Origin of the sequence: Cohnella sp. LGH (assembly GCF_017671885.1) — a bacterium.
In the GTDB taxonomy this organism is placed as follows: domain Bacteria; phylum Bacillota; class Bacilli; order Paenibacillales; family Paenibacillaceae; genus Cohnella; species Cohnella phaseoli.
On record NZ_CP072117.1, the window covers coordinates 8,429,131 to 8,455,616 of the forward strand.

The 26,486-nt window shown below is 55.7% G+C and carries 22 protein-coding genes; 9 read left to right on the forward strand and 13 right to left on the reverse strand.

From position 1 onward, the window contains the following. Position 1: 1 nt before the first annotated feature. The 4 genes from J4772_RS34785 to J4772_RS34800 form a co-directional block, all read right to left on the reverse strand. On the reverse strand, positions 2–1,654 hold the full coding sequence (locus tag J4772_RS34785) for a type 2 periplasmic-binding domain-containing protein (RefSeq protein WP_209073374.1): 1,653 nt from the start codon (positions 1,652–1,654) through the stop codon (positions 2–4). A 34-nt stretch (positions 1,655–1,688) separates the two neighbouring features. Next, on the reverse strand, positions 1,689–2,579 hold the full coding sequence (locus J4772_RS34790) for a carbohydrate ABC transporter permease (protein ID WP_209073375.1): 891 nt from the start codon (positions 2,577–2,579) through the stop codon (positions 1,689–1,691). Positions 2,580–2,597: 18 nt separating this feature from the next. Further along, entirely contained in the window at positions 2,598–3,542 is a 945-nt protein-coding gene (locus tag J4772_RS34795; RefSeq protein WP_247740934.1) for an ABC transporter permease, read from the reverse strand. Positions 3,543–3,674: 132 nt separating this feature from the next. Continuing rightward, positions 3,675–6,005 carry an AraC family transcriptional regulator gene (locus J4772_RS34800; RefSeq protein WP_209073376.1) on the reverse strand — a complete coding sequence of 777 codons (2,331 nt, stop codon included), beginning with the start codon at positions 6,003–6,005 and terminating at the stop codon, positions 3,675–3,677. 565 nt (positions 6,006–6,570) lie between these two features. Here J4772_RS34800 and J4772_RS34805 point away from each other — a divergent pair. The 5 genes from J4772_RS34805 (at position 6,571) to J4772_RS34825 (ending at position 11,614) form a co-directional block, all read left to right on the forward strand. Next, positions 6,571–7,551 (forward strand): iron-hydroxamate ABC transporter substrate-binding protein, encoded by a 981-nt coding sequence (locus J4772_RS34805; protein WP_209073377.1) that lies wholly within the window; start codon positions 6,571–6,573, stop codon positions 7,549–7,551. An 18-nt stretch (positions 7,552–7,569) separates the two neighbouring features. Beyond that, on the forward strand, positions 7,570–8,574 hold the full coding sequence (locus J4772_RS34810) for a FecCD family ABC transporter permease (RefSeq protein WP_209073378.1): 1,005 nt from the start codon (positions 7,570–7,572) through the stop codon (positions 8,572–8,574). Next, positions 8,571–9,581: a FecCD family ABC transporter permease gene (locus tag J4772_RS34815; RefSeq protein WP_116064744.1), complete on the forward strand. Its 1,011-nt coding sequence runs from the start codon at positions 8,571–8,573 to the stop codon at positions 9,579–9,581. The genes J4772_RS34810 and J4772_RS34815 overlap by 4 nt, the downstream gene beginning before the upstream one ends. Positions 9,582–9,734: 153 nt before the next feature. Next, positions 9,735–10,670: a ribokinase gene (gene rbsK / locus J4772_RS34820; protein WP_116064743.1), complete on the forward strand. Its 936-nt coding sequence runs from the start codon at positions 9,735–9,737 to the stop codon at positions 10,668–10,670. Further along, the gene (locus tag J4772_RS34825) at positions 10,667–11,614 is read left to right on the forward strand and encodes a nucleoside hydrolase (RefSeq protein WP_209073380.1); all 948 of its coding nucleotides are present in this window, start codon (positions 10,667–10,669) and stop codon (positions 11,612–11,614) included. The genes rbsK and J4772_RS34825 overlap by 4 nt, the downstream gene beginning before the upstream one ends. 3 nt (positions 11,615–11,617) lie before the next feature. On the opposite strand, the gene J4772_RS34830 is transcribed toward J4772_RS34825, so the two are convergent. The 4 genes from J4772_RS34830 to J4772_RS34845 all read right to left on the reverse strand — a co-directional run bounded on the left by J4772_RS34830 (position 11,618) and on the right by J4772_RS34845 (position 16,057). Next, positions 11,618–11,890, reverse strand: coding sequence for an IS3 family transposase (locus J4772_RS34830; protein WP_209073381.1), 273 nt, complete (start codon positions 11,888–11,890; stop codon positions 11,618–11,620). A 38-nt stretch (positions 11,891–11,928) separates the two neighbouring features. Then, positions 11,929–12,225 (reverse strand): transposase, encoded by a 297-nt coding sequence (locus J4772_RS34835; RefSeq protein ID WP_209073382.1) that lies wholly within the window; start codon positions 12,223–12,225, stop codon positions 11,929–11,931. Between the two features lie 467 nt (positions 12,226–12,692). Beyond that, entirely contained in the window at positions 12,693–14,213 is a 1,521-nt protein-coding gene (locus tag J4772_RS34840; protein WP_209073383.1) for a response regulator transcription factor, read from the reverse strand. A gap of 2 nt (positions 14,214–14,215) precedes the next feature. Next, positions 14,216–16,057, reverse strand: a complete 1,842-nt coding sequence (locus J4772_RS34845) for a cache domain-containing sensor histidine kinase (protein ID WP_209073384.1) — start codon at positions 16,055–16,057, stop codon at positions 14,216–14,218. A gap of 69 nt (positions 16,058–16,126) precedes the next feature. Here J4772_RS34845 and J4772_RS34850 point away from each other — a divergent pair, with 69 nt between their 5' ends. The 4 genes from J4772_RS34850 (at position 16,127) to J4772_RS34865 (ending at position 21,105) form a co-directional block, all read left to right on the forward strand. After that, positions 16,127–17,410: an ABC transporter substrate-binding protein gene (locus J4772_RS34850; RefSeq protein WP_209073385.1), complete on the forward strand. Its 1,284-nt coding sequence runs from the start codon at positions 16,127–16,129 to the stop codon at positions 17,408–17,410. 151 nt (positions 17,411–17,561) lie between these two features. Further along, entirely contained in the window at positions 17,562–19,247 is a 1,686-nt protein-coding gene (locus tag J4772_RS34855; RefSeq protein WP_209073386.1) for an extracellular solute-binding protein, read from the forward strand. Positions 19,248–19,314: 67 nt separating this feature from the next. Then, on the forward strand, positions 19,315–20,211 hold the full coding sequence (locus J4772_RS34860) for an ABC transporter permease (protein ID WP_116064737.1): 897 nt from the start codon (positions 19,315–19,317) through the stop codon (positions 20,209–20,211). Between the two features lie 18 nt (positions 20,212–20,229). Beyond that, positions 20,230–21,105, forward strand: a complete 876-nt coding sequence (locus tag J4772_RS34865; RefSeq protein ID WP_116064736.1) for a carbohydrate ABC transporter permease — start codon at positions 20,230–20,232, stop codon at positions 21,103–21,105. Positions 21,106–21,130: 25 nt separating this feature from the next. On the opposite strand, the gene J4772_RS34870 is transcribed toward J4772_RS34865, so the two are convergent. The 5 genes from J4772_RS34870 to J4772_RS34890 all read right to left on the reverse strand — a co-directional run bounded on the left by J4772_RS34870 (position 21,131) and on the right by J4772_RS34890 (position 26,477). Further along, complete coding sequence (locus J4772_RS34870; RefSeq protein ID WP_209073387.1) at positions 21,131–22,243, reverse strand: VanZ family protein; 1,113 nt, start codon at positions 22,241–22,243, stop codon at positions 21,131–21,133. Positions 22,244–22,503: 260 nt separating this feature from the next. After that, positions 22,504–23,655, reverse strand: a complete 1,152-nt coding sequence (locus J4772_RS34875; protein WP_209073388.1) for an N-acetylglucosamine-6-phosphate deacetylase — start codon at positions 23,653–23,655, stop codon at positions 22,504–22,506. Beyond that, positions 23,652–24,356, reverse strand: a complete 705-nt coding sequence (locus tag J4772_RS34880; RefSeq protein ID WP_209077623.1) for a glucosamine-6-phosphate deaminase — start codon at positions 24,354–24,356, stop codon at positions 23,652–23,654. Before J4772_RS34880 ends, J4772_RS34875 begins: the two co-directional genes overlap by 4 nt. 93 nt (positions 24,357–24,449) lie before the next feature. Then, positions 24,450–25,457, reverse strand: coding sequence for a Gfo/Idh/MocA family protein (locus J4772_RS34885; protein ID WP_209073389.1), 1,008 nt, complete (start codon positions 25,455–25,457; stop codon positions 24,450–24,452). Positions 25,458–25,460: 3 nt separating this feature from the next. Beyond that, complete coding sequence (locus J4772_RS34890; RefSeq protein ID WP_209073390.1) at positions 25,461–26,477, reverse strand: Gfo/Idh/MocA family protein; 1,017 nt, start codon at positions 26,475–26,477, stop codon at positions 25,461–25,463. Positions 26,478–26,486: the final 9 nt, after the last annotated feature.

Below are 26,486 nucleotides of genomic sequence, written 5' to 3' on the forward strand. Positions count from 1 at the left end.
TTTATTTCGCAAGCGCACCGTTGATTTCCTTAAGCACGGCATCGACTTTAGGTTGTACGGATTTTTTCCAATCCGCCCATTGCGTATCGATATCTTTTTTCTCCAGAATCATCTGCGTGATCGCGTCGTCGATCGAAATATTAAATTTGTCCTTGTTCGGAGCGGACAAGAACATGACGTCGTAATCCGGCGGAATCAAGTCCGTAATCTTCTCTTTTACTCGGAACATCTTGACCGCCGTGTCCCTTACGCCGTCCGCCAAGGAAGGGTCGCGGGCCGACCAGTCGTCGGGCAGCACGATCTTCGTGTAGAAGAAGTAATAGGAAGGGTACAAGTCGCCCATATACTTGAAGTTGCCTTGTTCGTCCTTCTCCCGGGTAATGACCAGCTTATCTCCTTCCATCTTGTAGTCCTTGCCTTCTACGCCGGCAAAGATCAGGCGCTGTCCTTCATCCGTCGCGATGTAGTCGAGAATCGACAAGATCCGGTCGAATGTCTCGTCGTCAATCTTCGGATTAAACACTTCTCCCGCCCAGTAGTTCAGAATATTTTGCTGACCGTGGAATTTGCCGTCGGGCCCAACAATGGTCGCGAGTCCGATCGCTTCCTCCGGATTCGCGCCGGGATTGGCTTTCGCGAACGCTTGGTATCTTTCGTTGACATTCGCCGCAGAAGCCCCATCGATGAACATGCCGCTGATGCCGGTATCGAATTTGTCGTAATGCTCCTTGCTCTTGAACGTGTAGTAATCCTTATCGATGAATCCCTGTTTGAAATATTGGGCGAAGCTCTTGATTCCTTCGAACGTGGAATCCTCCGCGCTTCCCCATACATATTGACCGCTGTCGACTTTGTGAAACTGGTTGTAATAGGAGTTGTGCGTCTGAACGAAAGCGCTGTAAAGCTGGTACGGTTGAGACGAGAGCCCGATCGTGCGTCCCGCTCCGTTGCCGCCCGAATCTTGCTGGACGAATGCGTTGCCGAGCTCGGCGATTTGCTCCGCCGTGACGGTGTCGCCGAGCTGAATGCCCGCTTGCTGCGCCCAATCCTTGCGATAATACAGCACCTTCGCGTCCAGCACGAGGTCGGTCGTCTCCGTCACCGGCGTATTGTAGATGACGTTCGGAACCATATAGACCCTGCCTTCCGGGTCAAGCGTCTTCAGGTAATCCGAAAGGCCCGTCTTGGCCATGGCGCTGGCCAGATTCGGATATTTCCGCTCGTAATCGGCCGGCAGAGGCTTGATCAGTCCTTGCTTGGAGAAATTGACATAGTCCTTAAAATCGAAGTTCCAGAACATCATGTCGGGCATATCCCCGGAGTTGATCCAGATCCGGTCGCGTTCGACCCAATTATCCCAGCTAAGCGGAATGAGCTTGTACTCGAAATTAAACTTGGCGTCGAAAGCCTTGTAAATTTCGTCGTTCATATAGTTTCCGTCGTCGCTCAAATCGACGGACGTTGCGGAGAACGTAATCCTTTTCTCGAATTTGCCCGCGGCGTTCCCGTTGCCCGAACTGCCGGAAGACGTCGGCGTTCCCGTCGCCGAAGGGGATGACGACGCGTTCGGCTTGTCGGACGAACACGCTGACAAGATCGCGGCGAATGCGGTAACCGCGCAGCACATCACAGCCCATTTCCTGTAACTCTTCATCGATGTTGCCTCCTAGTGTTTTTGTCTCTCGGACTCACGATTTGACCGACCCGATCAAAATTCCCTTTATGAAGTACTTCTGTAAGAAAGGATACGTGAACATGATGGGTGCCATCGTAATAAACACGGCCGCCATCTTCACGCCGTCCTCGAACACCGTCTTGCGAATGGAAACGTTGCGGCTTCCGATATCGTCGATCGTGGACATGACGATGCTTCTAAGCACCAGCTGCAGCGGCCATTTCTCTCCTTCTCGAAGGAACAGCATCGCGTTGAACCATTCGTTCCAGCGGTCGACCGAGAAGAACAGGGTAACCGTCGCGACGATCGGCAAAGCCAGCGGCAACATAATCCGCAGCAGAATGACCAGATCGTTGGCCCCGTCGATTTTGGCCGATTCCTCCAGCGCTGCGGGGATTTCCAGGAAGTAGCTGCGCATAAGCAGCAGATAGAACGTATTGGCTCCGTATACAAGGATAACGGAAGCCAGGCTGTTCATCAGACCGAGATCCCTGACCAACAAGTACAGCGGGATCAGTCCTCCGCTGAAGTACATCGTGAACACGACAAGCGCCGTAATGGCTTTCTTTCCCGGAAAGCGGTCCCGCGACAGCGCATAAGCAGTGAAGGCGGTTGTCAGCATATTGAAGGGAACGCCGATCAGTAAAATGAGCAGCGTATTCCGATACCCGTGATAGATGCGCGAGCTGTTGAAAATATAGGTATACGCGTCGAACGTTATATTTTTGGGAAACAGCATAAACGGCGTCATCATATATTCCTTCTGCGACACCAGCGAAATAAGAATCGCATTGTAGAACGGATATAGAATGGTCAACGCCCACAGGCTTAATACCACGATGTTCAGGATGTAGAACCAGTTGATTTTTCTGACCTGCCCGCCGGACAATGGCGTATCGTTCACTTTCGTACCTCCTTATCGTCAGAAAATGCCTCGTTCGCCGACCGCCTTGGCCAGACGATCGAACACAATCAGCAGCACGAAGTTAATAAGCGATTTGAACAATCCGACAGCGGTGCTGAATCCGAAGTCCCCGGACGTCTGGAAGGTAATTCTGTAAATATACGTGTCCAGAATGTCGCTTACCGGCAAAACGGCGGGATTGTACATATTGAAAATCTGATCGAAGCCCGCGTTCATCGTATTGCCGACGGACAGCAGCAGCATCAATACAACGGCGGAGCGGATGCCCGGCCAGGTGATATACAACATCCGCTGGAAACGGTTGGCCCCGTCCATGTAAGAGGCCTCGTACAGCTCCGGACTGATCGAGGCGATCGTAGCCAGGTAGATGATCGCCGTCCAGCCTGCGCTTTTCCAGATATCCGAAATGTAAATCAGCGGACGAAACAAATCCTGGTTGGCCATAAACATCTGCTCAGACACGCCGAACAAGGACAGAAAATGATTGACAGCGCCTTCAGATCCGAAAACGTTCAGCACCATGCCCGAAACGATAACCCAGGAAAGAAAGTTCGGGAACGTAAAAATCGTTTGCAGCGTCTTTTTGTATTTTCCTTCCCTTAACTCGTTCAGCAGCAGCGCCAGTACGATCGGCACCGGGAATTGAAACAAAATCCGGCTGAAGCTGATGATGATCGTATTTTTGAACGCCCGCCAAAAATCCTGATCCTGAAAAATATACTCGTAATGCTTCAGCCCCACGAAAGGGCTTCCCCAAATGCCCGCGCTTGCCCGAAAATCCTTGAACGCGAGCTGGATGCCGTACATCGGCGCATAGTTGAACACCGCGTAATACAGCAGGCCGGGAAGCAATATCAAATAGATATACTTGTTCCTCGCGATTTCCCGGCCAAGCGATTTCATCGAACCTGGGGCGGCCAGCGCCCGTCCCGCTCTTTTCAACCCGTTACCCTCCCTTCTATCTCGTATAGACCGACTATAGCGCCCCCCAATTCCAACGCGAAAGTCTCTATATTTGCCTGCCACGGCGCGCAAAACACGAAACATCGGTACAAAAAAGGATAAGGCTGCACTTCATTGCAGATCCTTATCCTCTTCCTCTTCTTCTTTCTTGACTGGCTGTCCGCCATGCAGTCTGTAATCGTTTCTGTATTTGCCCGGAGGGACGCCCGTAATCTGCTTGAACACGCGGGTGAAGTTCTGGCTGGTCGTATATCTAAGCTTGTCGGAAATTTCCTTGATCGACATCTCCGTATACACCAGCCATTCCTTCGCTTTCGAAATCCGGAAATGGACGACGTAGTCGACGAAATTGACGTTCATCGCCTGCTTGAAGAAACGACTGAGCTGCGAGGAAGACACTCCGAACTCTCCCGCAAGCTGCTGCAGAGAAAAATCCTGATCGTAATGCTCATGGATATACTTCAAGGTTTCGTCGGCAATCCGGCGGCTTTTGTCCTTCGTCATCCGGTCAATATGCTGTTTGATCGTTGGAAAGAAGCGATTGGCGAACCACTTATGCGCGCTGCCCAGGGAATTCTGCTGATACAGCTCCGTGTACGGGTTCCAGCCGAGCAGATCCTGAAGCGTCAGCCCTTGCACATCGCACACCAGCTGATCGATCTCCTCCAGGAAGTAAGTCAGAATTCCCTTGATCATCCTGAAGTCGGGCAGATGTCCGGGCAGCGCGGCGAACATCTGGTTGAACTGCTTCTCGGCCAGCGCGATGTCTCCCTCCGACATGCTGGTCAGAATCCGCTTGTACCATTTCGCCGTAATCCGGTCGGCCGGCTGTATCCGGTCCGACTGCACGACATCCTTGCGGGTAATCGTCACGTCGCTGCCGAGCAGATGCCGAAAGCCCAAGTATTCCTGCGCCAATTGGTAGCTCCTGCCGATTTCGTGCAAATAACGGACAGGCGGCGCAATCGCAGCCGTGACGGTAAACTTGAACTGCTCGCGCGTCTTTCGGCGGATTTCCGAGCCGATAGCTCCAATCGCCTCCTCCGTAGCCGTATCCGTCCTTCCCGTCAATACGATAAAAGCGATCCGGCCCGGCTGAGGATTGACTGTAATGCATGTATAGTTCGCTTCGAATACTCCGCGAAGCATCGCCTGCAGTTCGTTCAGCATTGAGGTTCGGTCTTTCTGCTTGTACATTTGCATGAATTCGTGCAGCGAATCGATCTCGACAATCCCCGTGAAAAACCATTCTCCTTGAAAAGCCATATCCAATTGCTTCATTCGTTCCAGCAATTCGGACTCGGACAGATTGTCGTGGAGCAATTGGAGAATTACGCTTTCCTGCATCAGCGGCAGCTGCTCCAGCAGTTGGCCGCTGAGCCGCTGGTTCGTCTCCAGCATGTCGCTGACGTACGAATCGATAATGCGGACGCTGTCTTTCTTGGTCCCCGCCACAGGCGTCAGCTTCATGGAGATTCGCCGGATCGGAGAATACATGCGGAGGTAGCCCACGAACGCGATGCATCCCCATACGGCGACGATTACCGCCACCATCGTCCAGGTCAGACGCTCCATTTTCCAGGCTTTGGCGTTCAACTCCCGGCTCGGCGTCATGGCCACGTACGTCCATGCGTTCTGGTCGGACTTAAACGACGTTACGCTGTACTTTTCTCCCCGAAGCTCGGAAATCCCGGAGGTCGCTTCCGGACTGGTCCAGTACGCATATAGACTTGAAGTGCTCGATAGCCGCGCTCCAATCTCTTCCGCGTGCGGGCTGAGTACGATACGTCCTTGTCCGTCCACGACCAGTACGACCGTGCTGCCGATGTCGATCCGGCGAAGATATTCATAAAACTTGGTAATATCCACATGCAGGACCACGATGCCGTCAATCGCGTTCTCGATCGATACCGGCTTGAGGATCAGCAGGTCTTTTTGATTCTCGTACGTATAGGGCGAAATGATCGTAATTCCCATGTAGCCGGGGTCGATCACTTTCATAATCGAGCTGTAGTACCGGGCATCGATTCCCGACAAACCGGTTTGCGTAGAATAGGCCTGGCGATGGTTCGGATACAGAAGCGTGACGCCGAACGGAATTCGGGTCACGCTCCGATATTTTTTCAACGTATCGATCATGCTCATCGTAGGACGGAAGGCGCTATGGGAGATGCCGGCCAGAAAAGAATCGCGCACAATCAAATCCTCGGATATTTGCAAGGTGGACACCTTCAGATCGGAAAGAAAGGCGTTCAACTGATACTCGATTTGCTCGAGAATGATTCGGTGGTTGTTGTCCACTTCCTCCTGAACGCTTCGGACCGACAAATAAGAGGATGCATAGCCCAGAAGCAAGACCGGAAACAGACTGAGAAACAAAGTGACGGTCAGCAGCTTGGTTTGATAGCTCATGCTGCGGAAGAAACGAAGCTTCCCGAACACCCGAAGCCCCCCTTCCATTTCTCTATTTTTCGCTTGGATTGGAAACGATTGCAAAATTGTCCGTACAGCCTTGCTCTCACGTTACATGCTCTATTGTAGCTATCCGGCTTTTCCCGGTCCAATCCGAATGTTTCCAGCAGCTCAGGCGCAAGCCGACAAGCTGACCGACACTCCTCGATCCTGCGTACCCGCGTCACAACAAGCTTATCGACCGGAAGGGTTAATGAGAAGTTTCAAAATTTATGGCCCGATCCGTCATAGGAGGAAACATCGATGCAAACGAGGATACAGGGCAGGGCAAACATGAATGCTTGGATGACGTGAAGTGTGCTTCGAAAGCTGCCAAAACAGGCCAAACGCGCCTTTTGTATGACCCTCTTCTGCAGCCCCGTATGACATTTTCCATATCCCCCCTATTGACATCGGATAACCTTCGTCTTACAATGTCTTTTGTGATTATGAGAATCATTCTCAATTTAAGACTGAGCTATACTAGGAATAGGTTGTAGCTCATACCCCTTATGTTCCGAAGAAATTTGTCATAGAAAAGGGAGAGATCCATTCGATGAAAAAAATGTTCGTTCCGTTGGCAGTAGCCTTGATGCTTGTTATTAGCGCATGCGGAGGCAAAGCAGCCGAGTCGGGAAGTTCATCCAGCCCTTCCGCGCAGCCGTCCTCCGTCGCCCCGTCGGAGTCCGCATCCGCTTCTCCTTCCGACTCGGCTCCTGTCGAATCGGGAACGATTACTTACCAATCCGAAAACGGCCCCATCGATGTTCCCGCTAACCCGCAGCGCGTCATCGTGCTGTCCTCGTTCGCGGGCAACGTTATGTCGCTTGGCGTGACGCTTGTCGGCGTAGACGAATGGTCCAAGAAAAACCCCCGCTTCGACGCCACGCTTAACAACGTCGAAGCGGTTACCGACGAGGATCTGGAGAAGATCATCGAGCTGGAGCCCGATCTGATCATCGGTCTCTCGGACATCAAGAACGTCGACAAGCTGAAGGAAATCGCCCCTACCGTCACTTACACCTACGGCAAGGTCGACTATTTGACGCAGCAGCTCGAAATTGGAAAGCTGCTGAACAAAGAAGCCGAAGCCAAAGCATGGGTGGACGACTTCAAAGTCCGCGCGGCCAAAGCCGGCGAGGACATTAAGGCGAAGATCGGAGCGGAGGCGACCGTATCGGTCATCGAAGCATTCGATAAGCAAATTTACGTATACGGCGACAACTGGGGACGGGGAACCGAAATTCTCTTCCAGGAGATGAAGCTCGCCATGCCGCAGAAGGTCAAAGACACAGCGCTGAAAGAAGGCTATTATGCGCTCTCGTCCGAGGTCGTGCCCGAATTCGCGGGCGACTATATCATTTTCAGCAAGTTCCCGGGTTCGGACTTGTCGTTCACGGAAACGGAGACATACAAGAACATTCCGGCGGTTAAGAACAACCGAGTATTCGAGGTCAACGCCGAGGAGTTTTACTTCAACGATCCGCTGACGCTGGACTTCCAGCTAGATTTCTTTATCAAGAGCTTCTTGGGATAAACAAAGGATGAGAGACCGATGACCAAAACGCATACGTCCGCATTCGCCTACAAGCTTGGGGGCAGCATCGTCTTTTTTGTTCTGTGCTTCGCGGTCTCATTGCTATTCGGCGCTGCGGATACGACCTATCCCGATTTGTGGCATGCGATCACCGGCCGCGATATGGGAGATAAAGCGCTCATGCTGCGTGAAATCCGCATTCCCCGAGAGGTCGGCGCGATTCTCGTCGGCTCAGCCTTCGCCGTGTCCGGCGCCGTTATGCAGGGAGTTACTCGCAATCCGTTGGCCGATCCCGGTCTGCTCGGACTGTCTTCAGGCGCCTATCTCGCGCTGGCGGTCGGCATTGCGTTCATCCCCGGCTTGAACTACTTCGGGATTATGACAGCCTGTTTTATCGGAGCCGCCTGCGGGGCCGCTCTCGTTATCACGCTCGGCTCTATGCGGCGGGGCAGCCTGTCCCCGATTCGCCTCGTGCTGGCCGGAGCAGCGGTCTCTGCCTTCTTGTACGCTATTGCGGACGGCCTTGGACTTCTATTCAAAATATCCAAGGACGTTTCCATGTGGACGGCGGGAGGTTTAGTCGGCACGACGTGGGGGCAGCTTCAGGCAATTGCTCCGGTTATTCTCGTCGCTCTCATCGTGACCTTGTTTATGTCCAACCAAGTGACGCTGCTCAGCCTAAGCGACGAAGTCGCCACCGGCCTCGGGCAGAAGCTCGTGCAGATCAAAGCGATCATGTTCGTCCTGATCGTCCTGCTAACCGGCGCCTCTGTCGCGCTCGTCGGCAATATGGCGTTCGTCGGGCTTATGATCCCGCATATCGTTCGCAGATTCGTAGGCACGGACTACCGCTACATTCTTCCCTTTTCGGTATTCGCGGGAGCTTCGTTCATGCTGCTTGCCGATACGATCGGCCGCACGCTTAATTCCCCGTACGAGACACCCGTGGTCGCCGTCGTTGCGATGTTGGGCTTGCCCTTCTTCTTGTTCGTCGTACGCAAAGGAGGCAAAGCTCTCTCATGACCGCTTCTACGCATCCCGTCCGCAGGCTGATTCGCATTCTGCTGATCGGCGCGGCGCTCATCGCCGTTACAGCCGCTATCGGCATGGGGATCGGACGCTCATCCGTATCCTTCGACCGATTGCTTCCCACTCTGTTCGGACAAGGAACGTTTAAGGAACATTTCGTCGTATTTTCTCTTCGAATGCCGCGCGTCGCGATCACCCTGCTAGCCGGAATGGCGCTGGCGCTGTCCGGTTCTATTCTGCAGAGCGTTACCCGCAACGAGCTGGCCGATCCGGGCGTGATCGGGATCAACTCGGGGGCAGGCATCGGCGTCGCCCTCTTCTTCCTGTACTCCCCGATCGACGTCGGTTCGTTCGTCTATATGCTGCCGCTGGTAGCCTTCTTATCCGCGGTCATTACCGCGATTCTTATTTACGCATTCTCCTACAGTCGCTCGCGAGGTCTTGATCCGATCCGGCTCGTGCTTGTCGGCGTCGGCTTCTCCTTGGCCCTGTCCGGGATGATGATCGTGCTGATCTCCTCCACGGACCGGCAGAAGGTCGACTTCATCGCCAAGTGGCTTGCCGGCAACATTTGGGGCACGGACTGGCCGTTCGTATGGGCGCTGCTTCCGTGGCTCGTCCTGCTCATCCCGTTCACTTTGTTCAAGTCGGTTCGGCTGAACCTGCTCGGACTAAGCGACTCGTCGGCCATCGGCGTGGGGCTGCGGCTGGAGCGAGAGCGCATCGTGCTTCTGCTGGCAGCCGTCGCTTCCGCCGCAGCGGCCGTGTCGGTCACCGGCGGCATCGCGTTCATTGGTTTGATGGCTCCGCACATTGCCAAGGCGCTGGTCGGTCCGCGCAACCAGTTTTTTATCCCCGTGGCCGTTCTGCTGGGCGGGTGGCTGCTGTTGTTAGCGGATACGATCGGACGCAATCTTGTCGATCCTGCCGGCTTGCCCGCAGGCATCATCGTGTCGCTGATCGGAGTGCCGTACTTCGCTTATCTGCTGCTTAGAAAATGAGGAAGAATCGCAAGGAGCCGAGAGGCTCCTTTTTTTCATGCGCGACGCAAAAAGTGTACCGGAAATCCTTAAAATAGTAGACCCGCTCTCTTCTATAATGAGGCTATGAACGCCAAGAGGCCCATTTTACAGAGAAAGAGCGTGACAGTACTCATGAAATCCATATGCGTAATCGGAAGCTTGAACTTGGACATAGTCGCGGCCGTCGAACGGTTCCCGCAGCCGGGCGAAACGCTGACCGCAGACGGTTATTCCGTTTTCTTCGGCGGCAAAGGAGGCAATCAAGCGATCGCTCTGGGCCGGCTGGGCGCCAGGGTGAAAATGGCGGGCAAAGTCGGGGACGACATTCATGGGCACGATTACATCCGTCATCTGCGCATGAACGGAGTCGACGTCAGCGGAATCAGCGTTGAAAAAGGAGCCGCGACGGGAACGGCCATGATCTGGGTCGACCGGCAGGGAGAAAATCAGATCGTCGTCTCGGCGGGAGCCAACGGTCTCCTGCAGCCCTCCGATATCGATGCCATGTGGGAGGAACTCGTCCATTCGGATATTTTTCTGTTCCAGTTGGAGATCCCGATCGGGACGGTCGCTTATGCAGTCAAACGCTTGAAGCAGGCCGGAAAAACGATCGTGCTCGATCCGGCTCCCGCTTCGTTATTGCCGGACGCTATTTTTCGCTATATCGATTATATGACGCCTAACGAAACGGAAATCCGCTACTATGCCGGCAGACAGGAGCGCTACGTTTACCAGTTGAAGGAAGCCGCCGGTTCCCTGCTGCGCAAAGGAGTCGGGACGATCGTCGCCAAAGCCGGAGAAGAAGGCGCTTATTGGATTCGAGAAGCGGAGATGACGCATATCGAGGCTTTCCCTGTGCAGGCGGTCGATACGACGGGAGCCGGGGATTCCTTTAACGCCGGGTTCGCCTACGCGTTGGCTTCGGGGCTGGATGTCGAGGATGCGGTGCGCATCGGTAACGCCGTAGGGGCGCTGTCGGTGCGGCAGGTGGGGGCCCAGTCGGCCATGCCTACGCGCGAGGAATTGGAAAGATTTCTGGAAACTCATCAAAGGGGGATTACGCTATGAGCAGGAGTGAAAAGCTGATTTACCAGCCTTCGGACACGCCCGTGCCGATTCTGCTGGACACCGACATCGGTCCCGATTGCGACGATGCCGGAGCCGTTGCCGTGCTGCACGCGTTGGAGAAGTCGGGTCGAGCCCGCATCGTCGGCATGACGCATTGCACGGCCAGCCGTTGGGGCGCGGGTTGTCTCGATGCGCTTAACGTTTATTACGGGCGGGGGGACATTCCGGTCGGCACTTTGCGGCGCTTGCCCGGTTTTCTCGACGATGACGACGTGTTCGGCAAGTACAACAAGCTCGTCGCGCAGCAGTATCCGAACCGCTACGAGCATGGAGAGATGGCCCCCGATGCGACGGAGCTGACGCGCGAGCTTCTCGCCGCGGCGGAAGACGGCTCGATCGTGTTCGTGGCGATCGGACCGCTGGTCAACTTTATGCATTTGCTGCAATCCGAGCCCGACCGGCATTCGGACTTGAATGGAAGAGAGCTGGTCGCGCGCAAGGCCAAGCATCTGGTCATTATGGGAGGGTTGTTCCCCGAGGGCAAAGAGTGGAATTTTGAGATGCACCCTCAAGCAGCCGCCTACGTGACAAAGCACTGGCCGACCGACATTACCTTTACCGGCTACGAGATCGGAGCGGAAATCCGCACCGGACGCCGGCTTCACATTGATGCCCCTGCCGACCATCCGGTGAGACGAAGCTACAACGCCTGGTACGGCGGCGAAGGCGGCATTCGCGAGAGCTGGGATCTGACGGCCGTGTTGTACGCTGCGGAAGGAGCCGCCGACTACTGGGACATCGTCCGCGGCACGATTGAGGTGGATACCGAGAGCGGCGCCAACCGCTGGCTCCCGGATACGGACGGACGCCACGCCTACCTCTCGCGCAAAATGGACCCCGAGAAGCTGACCGAGCTTCTGGATGAGCTTCTCGTTCGCTATTGAGGCTTAAGGTGGGGGGGCTTTGGCCGGGCGCGAGCGCAGCTCGTTCTCGTGCATCAGCTTACCCACCGTACGCTCAGAGACGATCCAGCCCTCCTGTCGGAGAAGCTTGGTGATAGTGGGGCTGCCGTAACGTTTGTCGGCGTCTAAAAATAGCCATGTAATCCGTTCCAATAGGGCATAGCGGCGCTTTTGGTAGTTGTTTTCATTCGTTTTTTCTTGGCACCACTTGTAATAGCCGCTCTGGGATACATCCAATAATTCGCACATCTTCTCCATTCGAAACTCGGAGCGATGATTTTCGATGAACTGGAACCTCAGTTTTTTTCTTTGCCGAAGATGTGCATAGCCTTTTTTAGAATGGCGATCTCCTCTTTGAGATCCTTGATAGTGCGCTCTTGTTCCTGCAACTGACGATCCCTTTGACGTATCGTTTCGCGATCTACGAGCGGCTCATTCTCAACCTTGCGGAACCTCGTCTGCCATTGGCGTATCGTACCTTCTGGCACTTTAAATTCTTCTGAGATCTGTGACAGTGTCTTCGTCTGCTCCTGAATGTAACGAACGACTTGCTCTTTAAATTCTTCGCTGTAACGCTGTCTCTTGTTACCCAAGCCAGACACCTCTTTTTCTTGTTGTCTTCATTATCTACCCTCGCTTGTGAGAGTTGTCTACTTTTTAATCTAGCTCCAGCAGGGCCGTTAGAGCGGGCTACTTTGCCCGAAACTGGCTTCTTACGGTCTGCCGGACCGTTAGAGCGAGCTACTCCGCCCATATCTGGCTTCTTACGGTCTGCCGGACCGTTAGAGCGGGCTACGCCGCCCATATCTGGCCTCTTACGGTCTGCCGGACCGTTAGAGCAAGCTACTCCGCTCATATCTGGCTTCTTACGGTCTGCCGAACCGTTAGAGCGGGCTACGCCGCCCATAACTGGCTTCTTACGGTCTGCCGGACCGTTAGAGCAAGCTACTCCGCCCATATCTGGCTTCTTACGGTCTGCCGGACCGTTAGAGCGGGCTACTTTGCCCGAAACTGGCCTCTTAAGGTTCCCCCGACCGTAAGAGATTGTGCGGCTTTTCCCTCACCCCTCAACCTGACGCTGGCGAAAATCCGCCGGAGTGAAGCCCGTCTCCTTCTTAAACACTTTATAAAAATACTTCGTATTCTCGTATCCGATCATGACCGAAATGCGGTCGACCCGATATTTGGTTGTAAGCAACAGATGCTTAGCCCGCTCCATGCGAATTCGGCGCAAGTAGTCCTGAAACGTCTCTCCCGTCTTCTCCTTGAACATGACGCTCAAGTAGACCGGATGAAGGAAAAAGCGATCCGCCACCTCCTCCAGCGTCAGCTGTTGGGCGAAATGGCGATCGATATAGTGCTTGATCTGCTGCGCCAGCTCCGCCCCTTTGGCCGTTCGGCTCGGCACTTGGGCGACCGTGTCGCGCACGAGCTGCAGGAAGTGCCTCTCCAATGCTTGGGCATCCGGCTCGTAGCTCAGCAGAGACAGCGTCTCCAGACCGGAATCCGGAGTGATCCGATGCACCTCGCCCAAGTGCTCGACGATGCGATGGTATAGCGTCCGGCAGATCTTCCTGACCCGCCGCATCGTAAAAACCTCCATGCTGCGGAATTCGGCGAACAGCTCCCCTGCAAGACGAAGCGCCTGTGCTTCGTTGCCCTCCTCCAGTTCATAGAGGAAATCTTCGACACTGGACCAGCGCCATTCCGCTCCTCCATCCGCTTCCTTCCCGCCATCTCCCCGCCCCACCTCCGCTCGTTGGATGCCTGCCGTTCTTCCAAATGGCAAGCTTTCTAGCAGTGACACCGCCTCGCGATAGGCTCTGGGCAGAGCTTGGACGGACGAGCACTCGCTGCTAATGGCGGCAACGACGCCCTCTTCACCCGCTAAGCAGGCATACAGCTTGGAGGAGGCCGCTTGCCTTCCGACAGAAATGTCCGAGCAGACGAGAACAATCGTGCCAGGCATGTCCGGGTGGAGAAACCGAACACAGCCTTCCGGCACCCGAACGGCAGCCGCGACAGAGCCAATCGCGACGGCAGCTGCGACAGAGCCTGCCGATAGCAGACGCCGCATGGGCTCGGACGAATAGGCTTCCATACGCAAAGACGTCTCGTCGTCGGAATTCCGGCACAGCCAGGTTGCGAAGCGTACAAGATCAAGCTCCAATTCGATGCCCGTCGCGTTTCTTCGGCTCAGACGGGTCTGCTCGATCCGTTCGATCGCCTTCGTCAACGCCTGACGCAGCTCGCCGTCGTCAAAAGGCTTCAGAATGTAACCCGCCGCGCTGGAGACGATTGCCTCTCTCGTGTATTCGAAATCCGAATAGCCGCTAATGACGATAAGCTGCGCTTCCGAGCGTCTCTCGGTAACGGCTTGAAGAAACTGAACGCCGTCCATCACCGGCATGCGCATATCGGTCAGGACGATGTCGGGTTTCTCCCGCTCGACCAGCATCAGCCCCTCCTCCCCGTCCTCGGCTTCTCCGACCCAGGCCAGCGGCAGCTCGAGGGAGGAAATTTTTTTAATGATCGCTTTGCGAATAAGCATCTCATCGTCGATGACCACATATCTGTACATAGCTATGATGCCCCTTTCGGAAAGTGATCGGATGAGCCGCTTCGCTCTGCGGGGAGCCTGCCGACGCCAGACTCCGGCCCGGGCAGCCGGATCAGCACGGCCGTTCCCCGGTGCTCCTCGCTGTCTACCTCTATCCCGTAGTCGGGCCCGTAGTACAGCGCGATTCGCGCATGAACATTGTACAGCCCGATGGATCGAACGTCGTTCGTCCCAGGATTCAGCTCCTCGAACTCGGCCGTACGACCAAGCATGGCCCGCACCTCCTCCAGCCTGTCCGCCGGAATGCCGACCCCGTCGTCTCGCACCTCCACGCGAATGCCGTCCTCCTGCTCCCAGGCCCGGATACTTACCGTGCCGTAACCTTTCTTTTTCTCGATCCCGTGGTACACCGCATTCTCTACGATCGGTTGAAGAATCAGCTTCAGTACTTTACACTCTTCCAGTTCCTTAGGGATGTCCGTTTCCAGACGTATTTTATCGCCGTAGCGGAACGATTGGATCGTCATATAGTTGTGAACGTGGCCAAGCTCCTCGCTCAGCGCAACCAGATCGCGGTTGATTTTGATGCTGTAGCGGAACATGTCGCCGAGCGCCTTGGACATGACAGAGAGGCTGTGCACTTCCTCCAGCACGGCGATACTGTTCATCGTGGCCAGCGTGTTGAACAGGAAGTGCGAGTTGATCTGGGCCTCAAGCGCCTTCATTTTGGAGGACATGGCGATAAATTGATTGTGATATTTTTCCCGGATTAATGTATCGATCTCCTGCAGCATCGTAAAATAACGATTATACAAAATGCCGACTTCGTCCGTTCTTCGTTCGTACCGCTCCTGCCTCGGGGGCAGATGACCTGTCGGATAACGCTTCATCATCTGTGCCATCCGGTTCACCGGCTTGGAGAAGGCGTTCGCGATCCATAGCGACAAACCGACGGCTAGAACCGCCCAGATGATCCCCAGCCACAAGGCAAAGCGCGAGGTGTCGCGAATCTCTCCGGTGACCGCATCAAGCGAAACCGCGATGACCATGTGCCAGTCGTATTCCGAAAATGTATTATGAAGAACAAGCATATTGGTCCTGGAATCTACCCGGCTGCCGATGCCGACGGCCGACGCCGCCCATTCCTCATCCAGCTCGCCTTCGCCGTACAGCCGATTGCCGATTCCGTTGAGCAAGTAGATCCGCTGCTCCGCCAGCATCCCCTCGCTCAATTCGTCGAACAGGCTCAGACTGCAATTGATAAGCAGCACGCCGATTCTTCGGTTCGTCGACGGCTCGTACAGCGCCCGCGAGAAGGCGATAGACGGATTGCCGGACAGCAGGAAATCCTGCTGCTGAACCTCTCCGACGATCATCTTGCCCTGAGTGCGAATCGTGTCCCGATACCACGCCGAGGAAAGGGGAACATAGTCGGGCTTAAGCTCGGAGCCCTTCGTATTGGCGAACACCGTGCCGTCTTCCGCGAAAACGTACAACCCCTCAATATAGTCGTGATTCAGCAGCAAGCTTTCCGTCGCCTTTTTGAACTCGCGAGTATGACTCAGCCGGTCGTATGTGTCGACGCTCCCGTTCTCCGCATGTTGGCCGAGAAACGACAAAATCGTATCGGTATCGGACATTTGCTGGTAGGCCAAATAAGCGGATACGCGGCCGATCTCCTCCAGGCGGTTCGTCATCCTCAAGGAGGAACGGTCCAGCAGGTTCATGGACACTTCCCGCACCTGATTCTCTACGAGGGCGCCGTAATTCCGGTTCGTCACGACAACGACGATCGCGATCGGAATCAGAGACAGCAGCAAGAGCGCGACGAGCAAACGATTTTTGAGTCCCCAAGCAAACTTCATTCGCATCTTCTCCGAGATCGCGTTTTTATTTATAATAGTAGCATACTTCAACTGGGCCGAGGTGACACGATGAAGCGAATAAGACGGATGGGTCCCCCTTTACTTCTGGCGCTGATCGTCGTTTCGGGCTGTGCAAGGCCCTTCGCCGCGGTACAACCGACGCCGGACCCCGTAACTTTGAAATATATGCATATGGGTGTAGCTTCCGACGGCAGGGATCATAACCGCTACGTCATGCAAGCGTTTCCAAATTTGGTTGAAGAACGCTATCCGGACATTCGCATCAAGACGGAAATGCTGCCCGAAGACGCCTATACCAAATCTATGCTCATGCAGCTTTCCGCCGGCGAAGGCCCCGATTTCTTCGAATGGTGGCCGATGCGGCAGCTGGAGGAGCTTGTCAGAGCCGGGTACTTGCAGGACCTTACCGGCATGGATATTCTAGATTCCTTCTCTCCCGAAGCTCTCGAAGGGTTTACCGTGAACGGCCGGGTATACGGTCTCCCCAAAGGCTTCAGCATGATGGGAGCCTGGTACAACAAGGACATGCTAGAACAGCATGGCTACCGAGAATGGCCGCAGGACTGGAACGGATTTCTTGAGCTGTGCGAAACACTGAAACGCGAAGGAGTAACGCCGATCGTCATGCCGGGTAAAGACTGGTGGTTCCTGCAATTCGGACTGTACCCGCTGGCGGCGTCGGTGGTCTATCCCGAGGATCCCGACTTCGACAAACGTCTTCTGGAAGGTACAGCAACATTCGCCGGATCGAAATGGCGCGACGTACTGCACATGTACAAGCTGCTGTACGACCAAGGCTATATCGCTCCCGATTCCTTGGAGACCGGGGCGGCGCAAGCGGCTGCTTGGTTTAACGACGGGCGCGCGGCTATCGTCTTTGGAGGCAACTGGGATTACGACAGCTTAACCGTATCGGACCGCTCCTCATTCGAACGAGACTTCATGCCCTTACCGGGCAACGCTCCGGGAGAGCCTTTGTTCCTATCCGTAGGGCCCGCCGGAGGAACGGTCATCAGCAAAAATACCCGCAATCTGCCGGAGACGCTGGACGCGCTGGCTTACCAGTTTGATCCTTCTACTCCCCTGTACGAGGAGTTCAAGCGGCAATACCGCGTGTTTCCGATGTTTGCGGGAGAAGAATTAGGCATAGCCGAGTTCGCCGAATATACGTCGCTCATGCGCAACGGACGGTCCGTTCCGTTCAGCAACCAGGCTTGGCCGGTGGGCGTCGCGGAAGCGCTGTGTACCGGCCTTCAGGACTGGCTTGCGGGCAAGGGAGACGCCGATGCAATTCTTGCGGCGATGGACCGGGCGTTGCTCAGAGCACGCTGAGAACGACCTTTGGAAAGTATACTTCAACTCCTTAAAAGAATAGACTCCCCGCCTTCTATAATGATGACCATAAACACATCGACGTGTTTACGGTCATCTTTCCGTTAGACGGGGTCACAACCATTCCACAAAACACAATGGAGGTAACGGTATGAAAGGACAAAAGATTCGCGGCATGGCAACGGCATCTCTGGCATTCCTGCTCGTATTCTCGACCGCATGCTCGCAGAAGGAGAACGGTGCGTCCACAGAGCCGTCCGCGGCGGCGCAAACCGGAAGCGCTTCCCCAAGCGCGGAGCAATCGCAACAAACGAATGAGGATCCGTTCGGCAAATACGATCCTCCGATCGAGGTGTCGGTCGTCAGCTCGACGGGCACGAACGTGCTGTTCGCGGACGGCGAGAGCATCAACGACAACATCATGACTCGCACCTACAAAGATATCCTCGGTATTCAGTTCGTGAACAAGTGGGTGTCCGACGCTTCCCAGACCGTCGAGAAGATGAACCTGTCCATCAACACCAACAATCTTCCCGACATCTCCAAGGTCGATCTGAACCAGTTGCACCGCATGATCAAGCAGGATCAGTTGGCCGACCTGACCGAGGTTTACGAGAAGTACGCTTCTCCCCTGCTGCGCAAGGCGATGGAATACGGCGGCGGAGAAGGCTTTGAAGCTGCGAGCCTGAACGGCAAAATCTTCGGAATGCCCGTTCCGGTCGACTATTACGAGAACGTAGCGATCATGTACATTCGTCAAGACTGGCTGGATAAGCTGAAACTCCAGGCGCCGAAGACGATCGACGAGCTGGTGAATGTCGCTACCGCCTTCGCTCAGCAGGATCCCGATGGCAACGGCAAACCGGACACGTACGGCATTGCGCTGGATAATGCGCTGGGCATGGGCTTCGACGGCATATCGGCCGCCTTCAAGGCATACAAAGGCCTCTGGATCAAGGATAGCTCCGGCAAGCTGGCCTATGGCAGCGTTCAGCCGGAGATGAAGGACGCTCTAGCCAAGCTGCAGGAGCTCTATAAGACGAAGGCGATCGATCCCGAATTCGGAGCCAAGGATTGGGGCAAGACGGCCGACGATATCGGCGCGGGCAAGGGCGGCATCTACTTCGGAGCTTTCTGGCAGCCGCTATATCCGCTATCTACGACGATGACTCATACGCCGAATTCCGATTGGAAGGCTTACCCGATTCCTGTCGGAGCGGACGGCACCGTCGTGCCGAAGCGAGCGACAAACGTCTACAACTGGATGGTCGCCCGCAAGGATATGGAACACCCGGAAGCACTCATTAAATCGATGAATTTATGGGCGGAAATGTGGATTGAAGGCGGCAAGTACAACGATCTGTTCTACAAAGAAATTCAAGGCAGCGAGAAATACAAAGGCAAGGAAATTCACCAATACGCCAAGCCTTACTTCTTCGACGATCCGGGCAAAAACATGGTCATCGGCAAACAGTTCAAAGCAGCCTTGGAAAAGGACGATGGCTCGCTCGTTACTCATCCGGACGGACAATGGAAGTGGGAAGCGTATAAGAACAACGAGCCGAACGGCTGGGCGTTCATGAAGTACTTGTCCGAATCCGAATCGGTGCTGGAGCAATACGGAGAAAATTACGTCCATCAAGCGTTCCTCGGAGCGCCGACGGACACGATGGTCAAGCGGCTCGCCAATCTGAACAAGATCGAGTCGGAGACGTTTACGAAGATTATTATGGGCAATGCGGGCATCGACGAATTCGATAAGTTCGTCAAGCAGTGGAACCAGCTTGGCGGTGAGAACATCACGGAGGAAGTCAACGCCTGGGCGGCATCCAAGTAACAGGGTCAAAGCGCGGAGCTTCGCCTGACAGGCAAGTTCCGCGCCTCTCTGGCGGAGGTACGGAAACATGAAAATTACGAGGAAAGACCGGACATTCTTCCATCTGCTGCTGGCGCCGGGCATGCTGATTCTGCTCTTGTTCGCCTATCTGCCGATGATCGGCATCGTTATCGCTTTCCAGGAGTTTAATCCGATGCAAGGCTTCTTCAAATCGGAATGGGTCGGATTGGAGCATGTACGCTTCCTGTTCGAGCTTCCGGATACGATGCAAACCGTACGCAATACGGTTGAAATTTCTCTGATGAAAATCGTAGCCGGACTGGTCGTCCCGATCTCATTCGCGCTGCTGCTTAACGAGGCCCGCATCGTGTGGTTCAAACGCACGGTGCAAAGCCTCGTCTATTTGCCCCATTTTCTATCCTGGGTCATTCTCGGCGGCATTCTGATCGACGTCCTCTCCATTAACGGAGGCGTATTTAATCAGATCGCGGCCTCGCTTGGCCTCGACCCGATCTTCTTCTTCGGAGATGAAACATGGTTCAGAGTCATGCTGATCGTTACCGACGTCTGGAAGGAATTCGGCTTCTCGACAATTGTTTATTTGGCGGCTTTGACGGGTATTAATCCCGCGCTGTACGAGGCGGCCTCAATCGATGGAGCGAGCCGCTGGCAGCGGGTCGTCTACATTACGCTGCCCGGCATCCTGCCCGTCGTCGTACTGATGTCTACCTTAAGCCTCGGCAACGTGCTCAACGCCGGCTTCGACCAGATTTTCAACCTGTACAATCCGATGGTCATCGGCACCGCGGATATTATCGACACTTATATTTATCGCATGGGTCTCATTCAGGCGCAATACGGGCTCGCCACGGCTATCGGACTGATGAAATCGATAATCGGGTTCGCGCTGATCGTCACCTCGTATCGGCTGGCTTACCGCTATGCGAATTACCGCATTTTCTAAAGGACGGAGCGACGCTATATGAGAATACGCCTGCACCGCTTCCAGGCTTTCGACCTCTTGAATTACGTCTTGCTGGCCGCCGTGTCTCTGCTCTGTCTCGTTCCGATCTGGCACATCGCCATGGTCTCCTTGAGCGGGGAGGGGCCGGCCAATCAATACATCGTCGGATTGCTCCCGATCGAATTCAACTTCAACTCGTATGTCAGCATTTTGCGGCTGGACAAATTTTGGGACGCATTCGGCGTGTCGACGACGCGGGTGCTGCTGGGCGGCTTGATCAATTTTCTGCTGACCGTTATGATGGCTTACCCGCTATCCAAGGAAAGCAGCTACTTCCGAAGCCGCAGCATCTACATCTGGGCGCTTGTCTTCACGATGCTGTTCAGCGGCGGACTCATTCCGGCGTACATGGTAATCAACGAGCTGCATCTTATCGATACGATCTGGGCGCTTGTTCTTCCCGGGGCCGTTCCCGTGTTCAACGTCATTCTGATGATCAACTTCATGCGGCAGCTGCCCAAAGAGCTTGAGGAAGCCTGTCTCGTCGACGGAGCGTCGCAATGGGCGATCATGACGCGGATCTATGTGCCGCTGTCGCTGCCTGTCATCGCGACCGTTACTCTGTTCAGCGTGGTCGGCCACTGGAACTCCTGGTTCGACGGGCTGATCTACATGAATCAGACGTCGAACTATCCGCTGCAAACTTATTTGCACGTCGTGCTTGCTTCCCGCAATCTGGTGAACGCCGACCAGAATTCGGTCATGGCTTCGCTGACGAACCGGTCCGCGATCTCGGCGCAGATCATCTTGGCATCGCTGCCGATTTTGATCGTTTACCCGTTCCTCCAGCGCTTTTTTATCCATGGAATCGTGATGGGCTCGGTGAAGGAATAGAACCTTCCGCGGCTCGGACGCCTCATTAGGGGGTTGTCCGGGCCTGCTCGCTTTTGGCCGTTATGATATGGTATGTGCCGCTCTTCTCCTCATATATCAATCGGCGGTTCCGATTGAAGAGGCAGCGCAAGAAATGAATGGCAATCGCCAGGTTGAAAATGAACAGAACTAGCGCGAACAGCATCATGAGGATCGGCGAGATCGCATGTACGCCCGACCGAATAAACGCGACGTTGGCTCCTCCCGCCAATAAGTAGAGGAGTCCGTACCTCGCTGTCAGCTCCCGCAAGGAGATCCGGTCCCCTTGACCCTTCAGCCGAATCCGCACCAGCCACTTTCCCGCCGTCAACCCGTTGGTCATATAAGGAAGCACAATAAAGTACGAGACGACAATTAGAACGTAGGAATAGGGCACGTGCACAACGGACAGCACGGCAAAGGGCGGAAGCAGAATGGCCCAATCAAACAGGAAGGCGATCCCCCTCTGTGTGTAGGAGACCCGTTTCTGGGACAGGTTCGTATGCTCGTCCAGCTTGTCGATCCGAGGCAGCCACCTGCCGAGCCACTCGGCAAACACGAAGCCGATCATTCCCCCCAGCGCATTCATCATCAGATCATCGACGTCGAACAAGCGGTACGGGTAGTCATAAATCCCGTAAATTCCGGTAACCTGAGTAATTTCGAAAAACAGCGACAGCCCAAACGTGCACAGCAGACAAACCGCCCAGCGCGTGCGAAAATAATGCCGCATGAACATGCCGAACGGAACCGTCAGCAGCACGTTGAATACGACCTGGAGGAAGGCTCTCTCCTTCAGCAGATGAATATAGGTGCTGGGACTGGCCAGCCTCACCGCGGTTTCCCTGACAATATCCGTGACAAAATGGAACGGAATCCACTGCGCATACGATTCCGCCTTCGGCGGGGAGTTGTGGATCGATTCGGGAAGGGGCAGAATAATCAGGTAAAAGGCGTTCATCAGATACAGCAAAAACAAATACAGAATCAACGCTCTGTATTTATGGATGTACCCGTGACGCCGGTATTGCACGATCAGAAAAGGCAGCGTGAACAGCGCCGCCGCGATCGGAAACGTATAGAACGCATAGGAAATCGGAAACAAGTAAAAATCCAGCATCGACACAAGCTCCTGCCATAAGGAATAGGGAATCTTTCTACTAATCTACCTTTTCCAAATTATGAGGAAGCTATGCGACTTTTGCAAATGGATTTGAGCGCAGAAAAACAAGAGGCTGTCTCATAAGTAGGGTCGTACAAGATGATCGCTCAAGAAAAAGTGCATGTATCTTCTGGGGGGGTGTGGGGGGCCAAAAATGTGCCTCGGCGGGCCGGCGGCGGATACGGGGAGACCATTCTTATGAGACAGCCCCCGAGGGCTCAATACACTCTTACGCCGGATTTGAACGTATGCTCGATTTCCGCGCGTCCGTCAAGCGAACGGCGAAGCAGTACCAGATCGGCCGGGGCGCCGGGGGTCAGTCCGAAGGCGGAAGGCAGACCCATCAGCGCGGCGGGGCGAACCGATGCCATATTCCAGACTTCCGGCCATTCGGCGAGACCGCCGTTCGTCAGATGGGCGACGCCGGCCGTCAGCATCGAGGCCGAGCCGGCCAGCATCAACGGATTGCCGGCCAAATGCAGCCTGCCTTCCGGCGTCAGAACGACTCGGCCGCCTACGGGCGTCTCGTAGCCTCCCGGCTCCATGCCCGCCAATGCCACGGCATCGCTGACGAGCAGCGCTTTATGTCCCTTGACTCTCAGCGCAACCTTCAAAAACTGCTCCGGCAGATGGAATCCGTCGGCGATCAAGCAGCACCACAGGCGATCATCCGCCAATTGCTCCCATAGGTAATTGGGATGGCGAGGCAGCATCAAGTGTGCCCCGTTGCCCAGATGTGTCGACATCCGCGCTCCGGCTTCGACCGCTTCCCGGATTTGCTCCGACGTCGCCGACGTGTGGCCGATGGACGCGATGACCCCGCTTGCCGCGCAGCGGCGAATAAACTCCCGGCTCTCCGGCCATTCGGGCGATAGGGTGACGATCTTGATCCGGCCGCCCGAGGCTCGCTGCCAACGGCTGAACAGCTCCCAATCCGGCGGGCGGACATGCCGGCGGTCATGCGCTCCCCTCGCCCCGTCCTCCGGGGAGATAAACGGACCCTCCAGATGGATGCCCGCGATGCAGCCGTTCATCAACGGGTCGCTATCGCATGCGTCCGCAATCGCCGCCATCGCTTGTTCGATCGCATCGGCATCATTCGTGATGACCGTCGGATAACAGGCCGTTACCCCTTGCGCCCATAACAGACGAATACACTCGGAGACGGAGGCGGCGGATAGCGGGAGTTGGTTGAAGTCCCGCCCTTGGTAGCCGTTGATCTGCAGATCGACCAAACCGGGGGCGGCTATCGGCAGCTCCTCCGGTGCGTCCGCTCCGCCTTCGGGGACGGCTTCTATGGCCGTGATGACGCCGCCCTTCAGCCGGATCTCGATCGCTTCGCCCGTCGCATAGTGGATCGCCCTTATCATTGCGGCGCCCCACCGTAGGAATCAAGGTCCAAATAAAGCGTACAATCTGTATGCCTCCGAAGCACCGATGACGGGCATTCGACCGTCATCGGGCCGTTCAGCGTTTGCTCAACCGCCCCCCGCTTGGTCGGACCCGGCACAATGCAATAGAGGTGCGAAGCGGACAGAAGTATCGGAATCGTCAGCGTCAGCGCATGAGTCGGCACGTCGCCGATCTCCGCGAAGCAGCCGTCGTTCACCTGCTGTCGGCGACAGGCTTCGTCCAGTTCGACCGCTTTGATCGTATACGAATCTCCGAAGTCCGCGACCGGAGGATCGTTAAAGGCCAAATGCCCGTTCTCCCCGATGCCCAGGCAGACGATGTCGATCGGCGCCTCGCGAAGGAGCTCCCCGTATCTCTCGCATTCCCTCTCGATCCCGCCGGAGCTGTCGATCAGATGAACGGCCTTGAACCCGACCCGGTCGAACAGCCTCTCGGACAAATAACGGCCGAACGCTTGCGGCGCTTCCTTCGGCAGACCGATATACTCGTCCATATGAAAAGCCGAAATCCGCGACCAATCGATAGAAGGGTCGCCCGTCAAGCCGGCCAGCAGCTCGTTCTGCGAAGGAGCGGCGGCGAAGATCATCCGCAGCTCCGTCTTCGAAGCCAGCAATTGCTTGATTTTCTTGGCAACGGCCTTGGCCGCTGCAGTGCCCATCGCTTCCCGATTGTTGTACACCCGCACTCGAAGCTTGTCAACCGTCGCGCTATGACGCAAAGCGGACTCGCTCACGGCAAATTCCTCCTTCTCTTAGCCGAGCTTCACCTCGGCGCGTTGTCGCGAAGATTCGTACGTACCCAGAATAATAGCCAATGAGTGAATGCCTTCTTCGCCTGTGACGACGGGGTACCGGTCTTCCCGCACCGCCAACGCCATATCGCGGATCTGGATGCGATGCCCGTCTGGGAGCACGTTGAATGACTCGAATGTCGGCAGCTCAACCTTCTCTCCCTGAACCTCCAACAGCTCGATGCTATCCTCGCGGTAGATGACCGTTCCTTTCTCCCCGTGAATCTCAAGCCGTTGCCCCTGATCCGGGTAGACGGTCGTCGTCATATTCAGCACGCCCATCGCCCCGCAGCGATACTGCAGCAGAGCCAATGCCGTATCCTCCACTTCGATCTTGCGCTGAAGCGCGCTCGCCCGGCCATACACCGATTCGACCGGACCGACCAGCCATTGGAGCAGATCGACCGTGTGAATCCCCTGGTTCATCATCGCCCCGCCGCCGTCCATCGCCCAAGTGCCGCGCCAGCCGGCGCTATCATAATATTGCTGGCTTCGGTAGATCTTGACGAAGGCGTCGCACAGCGTAAGTCGGCCGAGGCCGCCTCCGTCCAGAAACGACTTGAGGAATCGGGCCGAAGGCGCCATCCGCCGCGGGAACACCGTCGCCAGCTTCACTCCCGCCTTGCGGCATTCCTCAATGATCAAGCGCGCGTCCTCCAGCCGGATCGCCATCGGCTTCTCGCATATCACATGCTTGCCCGCTCGCGCAGCCATAACGGCTTGTTCGGCATGCAGCCCGCTCGGCGTACAGACGTTGACGACTTCGACCTCGGGCGCGGCGAGCAAATCCTCAAGCCGTTCATAGAAAGTCGCGCCGTATTTGTCCGCGAATGCCCGGCCCTTCTCGGGGTTGGCATCGCATACCGCGACCAGCTCCGCCTCGTCGACCTTGGCGATACCTTCGGCATGCACTTCCGCGATGACGCCGCAGCCAATGATTGCGAACCGGACCCGATTTCCTGCGCTCATCCGTTAAACTCCCTTCATCTCGCTCGTCGTATAGACAGCCCGGCTGTCGGCGACAATCGCGGCCTCGCTCGCTTTGAGAATGCACTCGTGCGTCAGAATCGAGGAATAGCCGTCGATCCTGCGGACGAAATCCTCGGAGATCGTCCAGGGAGGCGCTTCCGACGGGACCTTGGCCCATTCGGCTTGGTCCGTCACTTCCAGCAGCAGCGCTTCCTTCCCCAGCAGCGGATCTCCTTCCAGCCGCAGTTCCGCAAAGCCCTTCGTTCCCGTTACGAAAATCCGGCCGTCTCCCCAAGTCCAGTTTTTCTCCGGCGTATGCCAGTCGGCGTACAACTGCATGACCGCTCCATCCTCCATGACGACCTGCAAATTGACCGTATTGTAGAAGGTCGGATGCTGCGGCAGCATATTTTTGTCCACGACGCCGTCTATCCGCTTAATTTCCTTGCCGGTGAGCCACCTCAGCAGGTCGAAATCGTGAACGAGCAGATCGATCAGGATCCCTCCGCACTGTTCCTTGACGAAGAACCAATCCGGACGGGAAGAGGCATTTAACCGATGCGGCTTGCGCGTGCCGATTCCGACAATGTCGCCCAGCCTGCCTTCATCGATATGCTTCTTGACCGTATGGATCGACGGGCGAAACCTTTCGGTCAGCAGCATGCCGACTTGAATCCGGCCTCGCTCCACGACCCGCTTCAGCCGCTCCAGCCCCGCTTCGTCGACGACCGCCGGCTTGTCCACCATGACGGATTTACCGTGGCGCTCGCACAGCTCGATCACATCGATCTTCTCGCTGTTGATCGACGCGCAGCCGACGATACCGACCTCGTCGCCGAGCAGCCGTTCGCAGTCTTCGACAAGCGGAATGCCGTATTTACCCGCAATCGCCTCGGCAAGCTTGCGGTTATCCCGCTCGTACAGGCCGATACAAGCGAAACCGAGCTCCCGCATCTCCTGAATAAATATTTCAATATGCCCGTGCTGACAACCGATAATTGCATACGTTTTGGCGTTCATTCCGCGGCT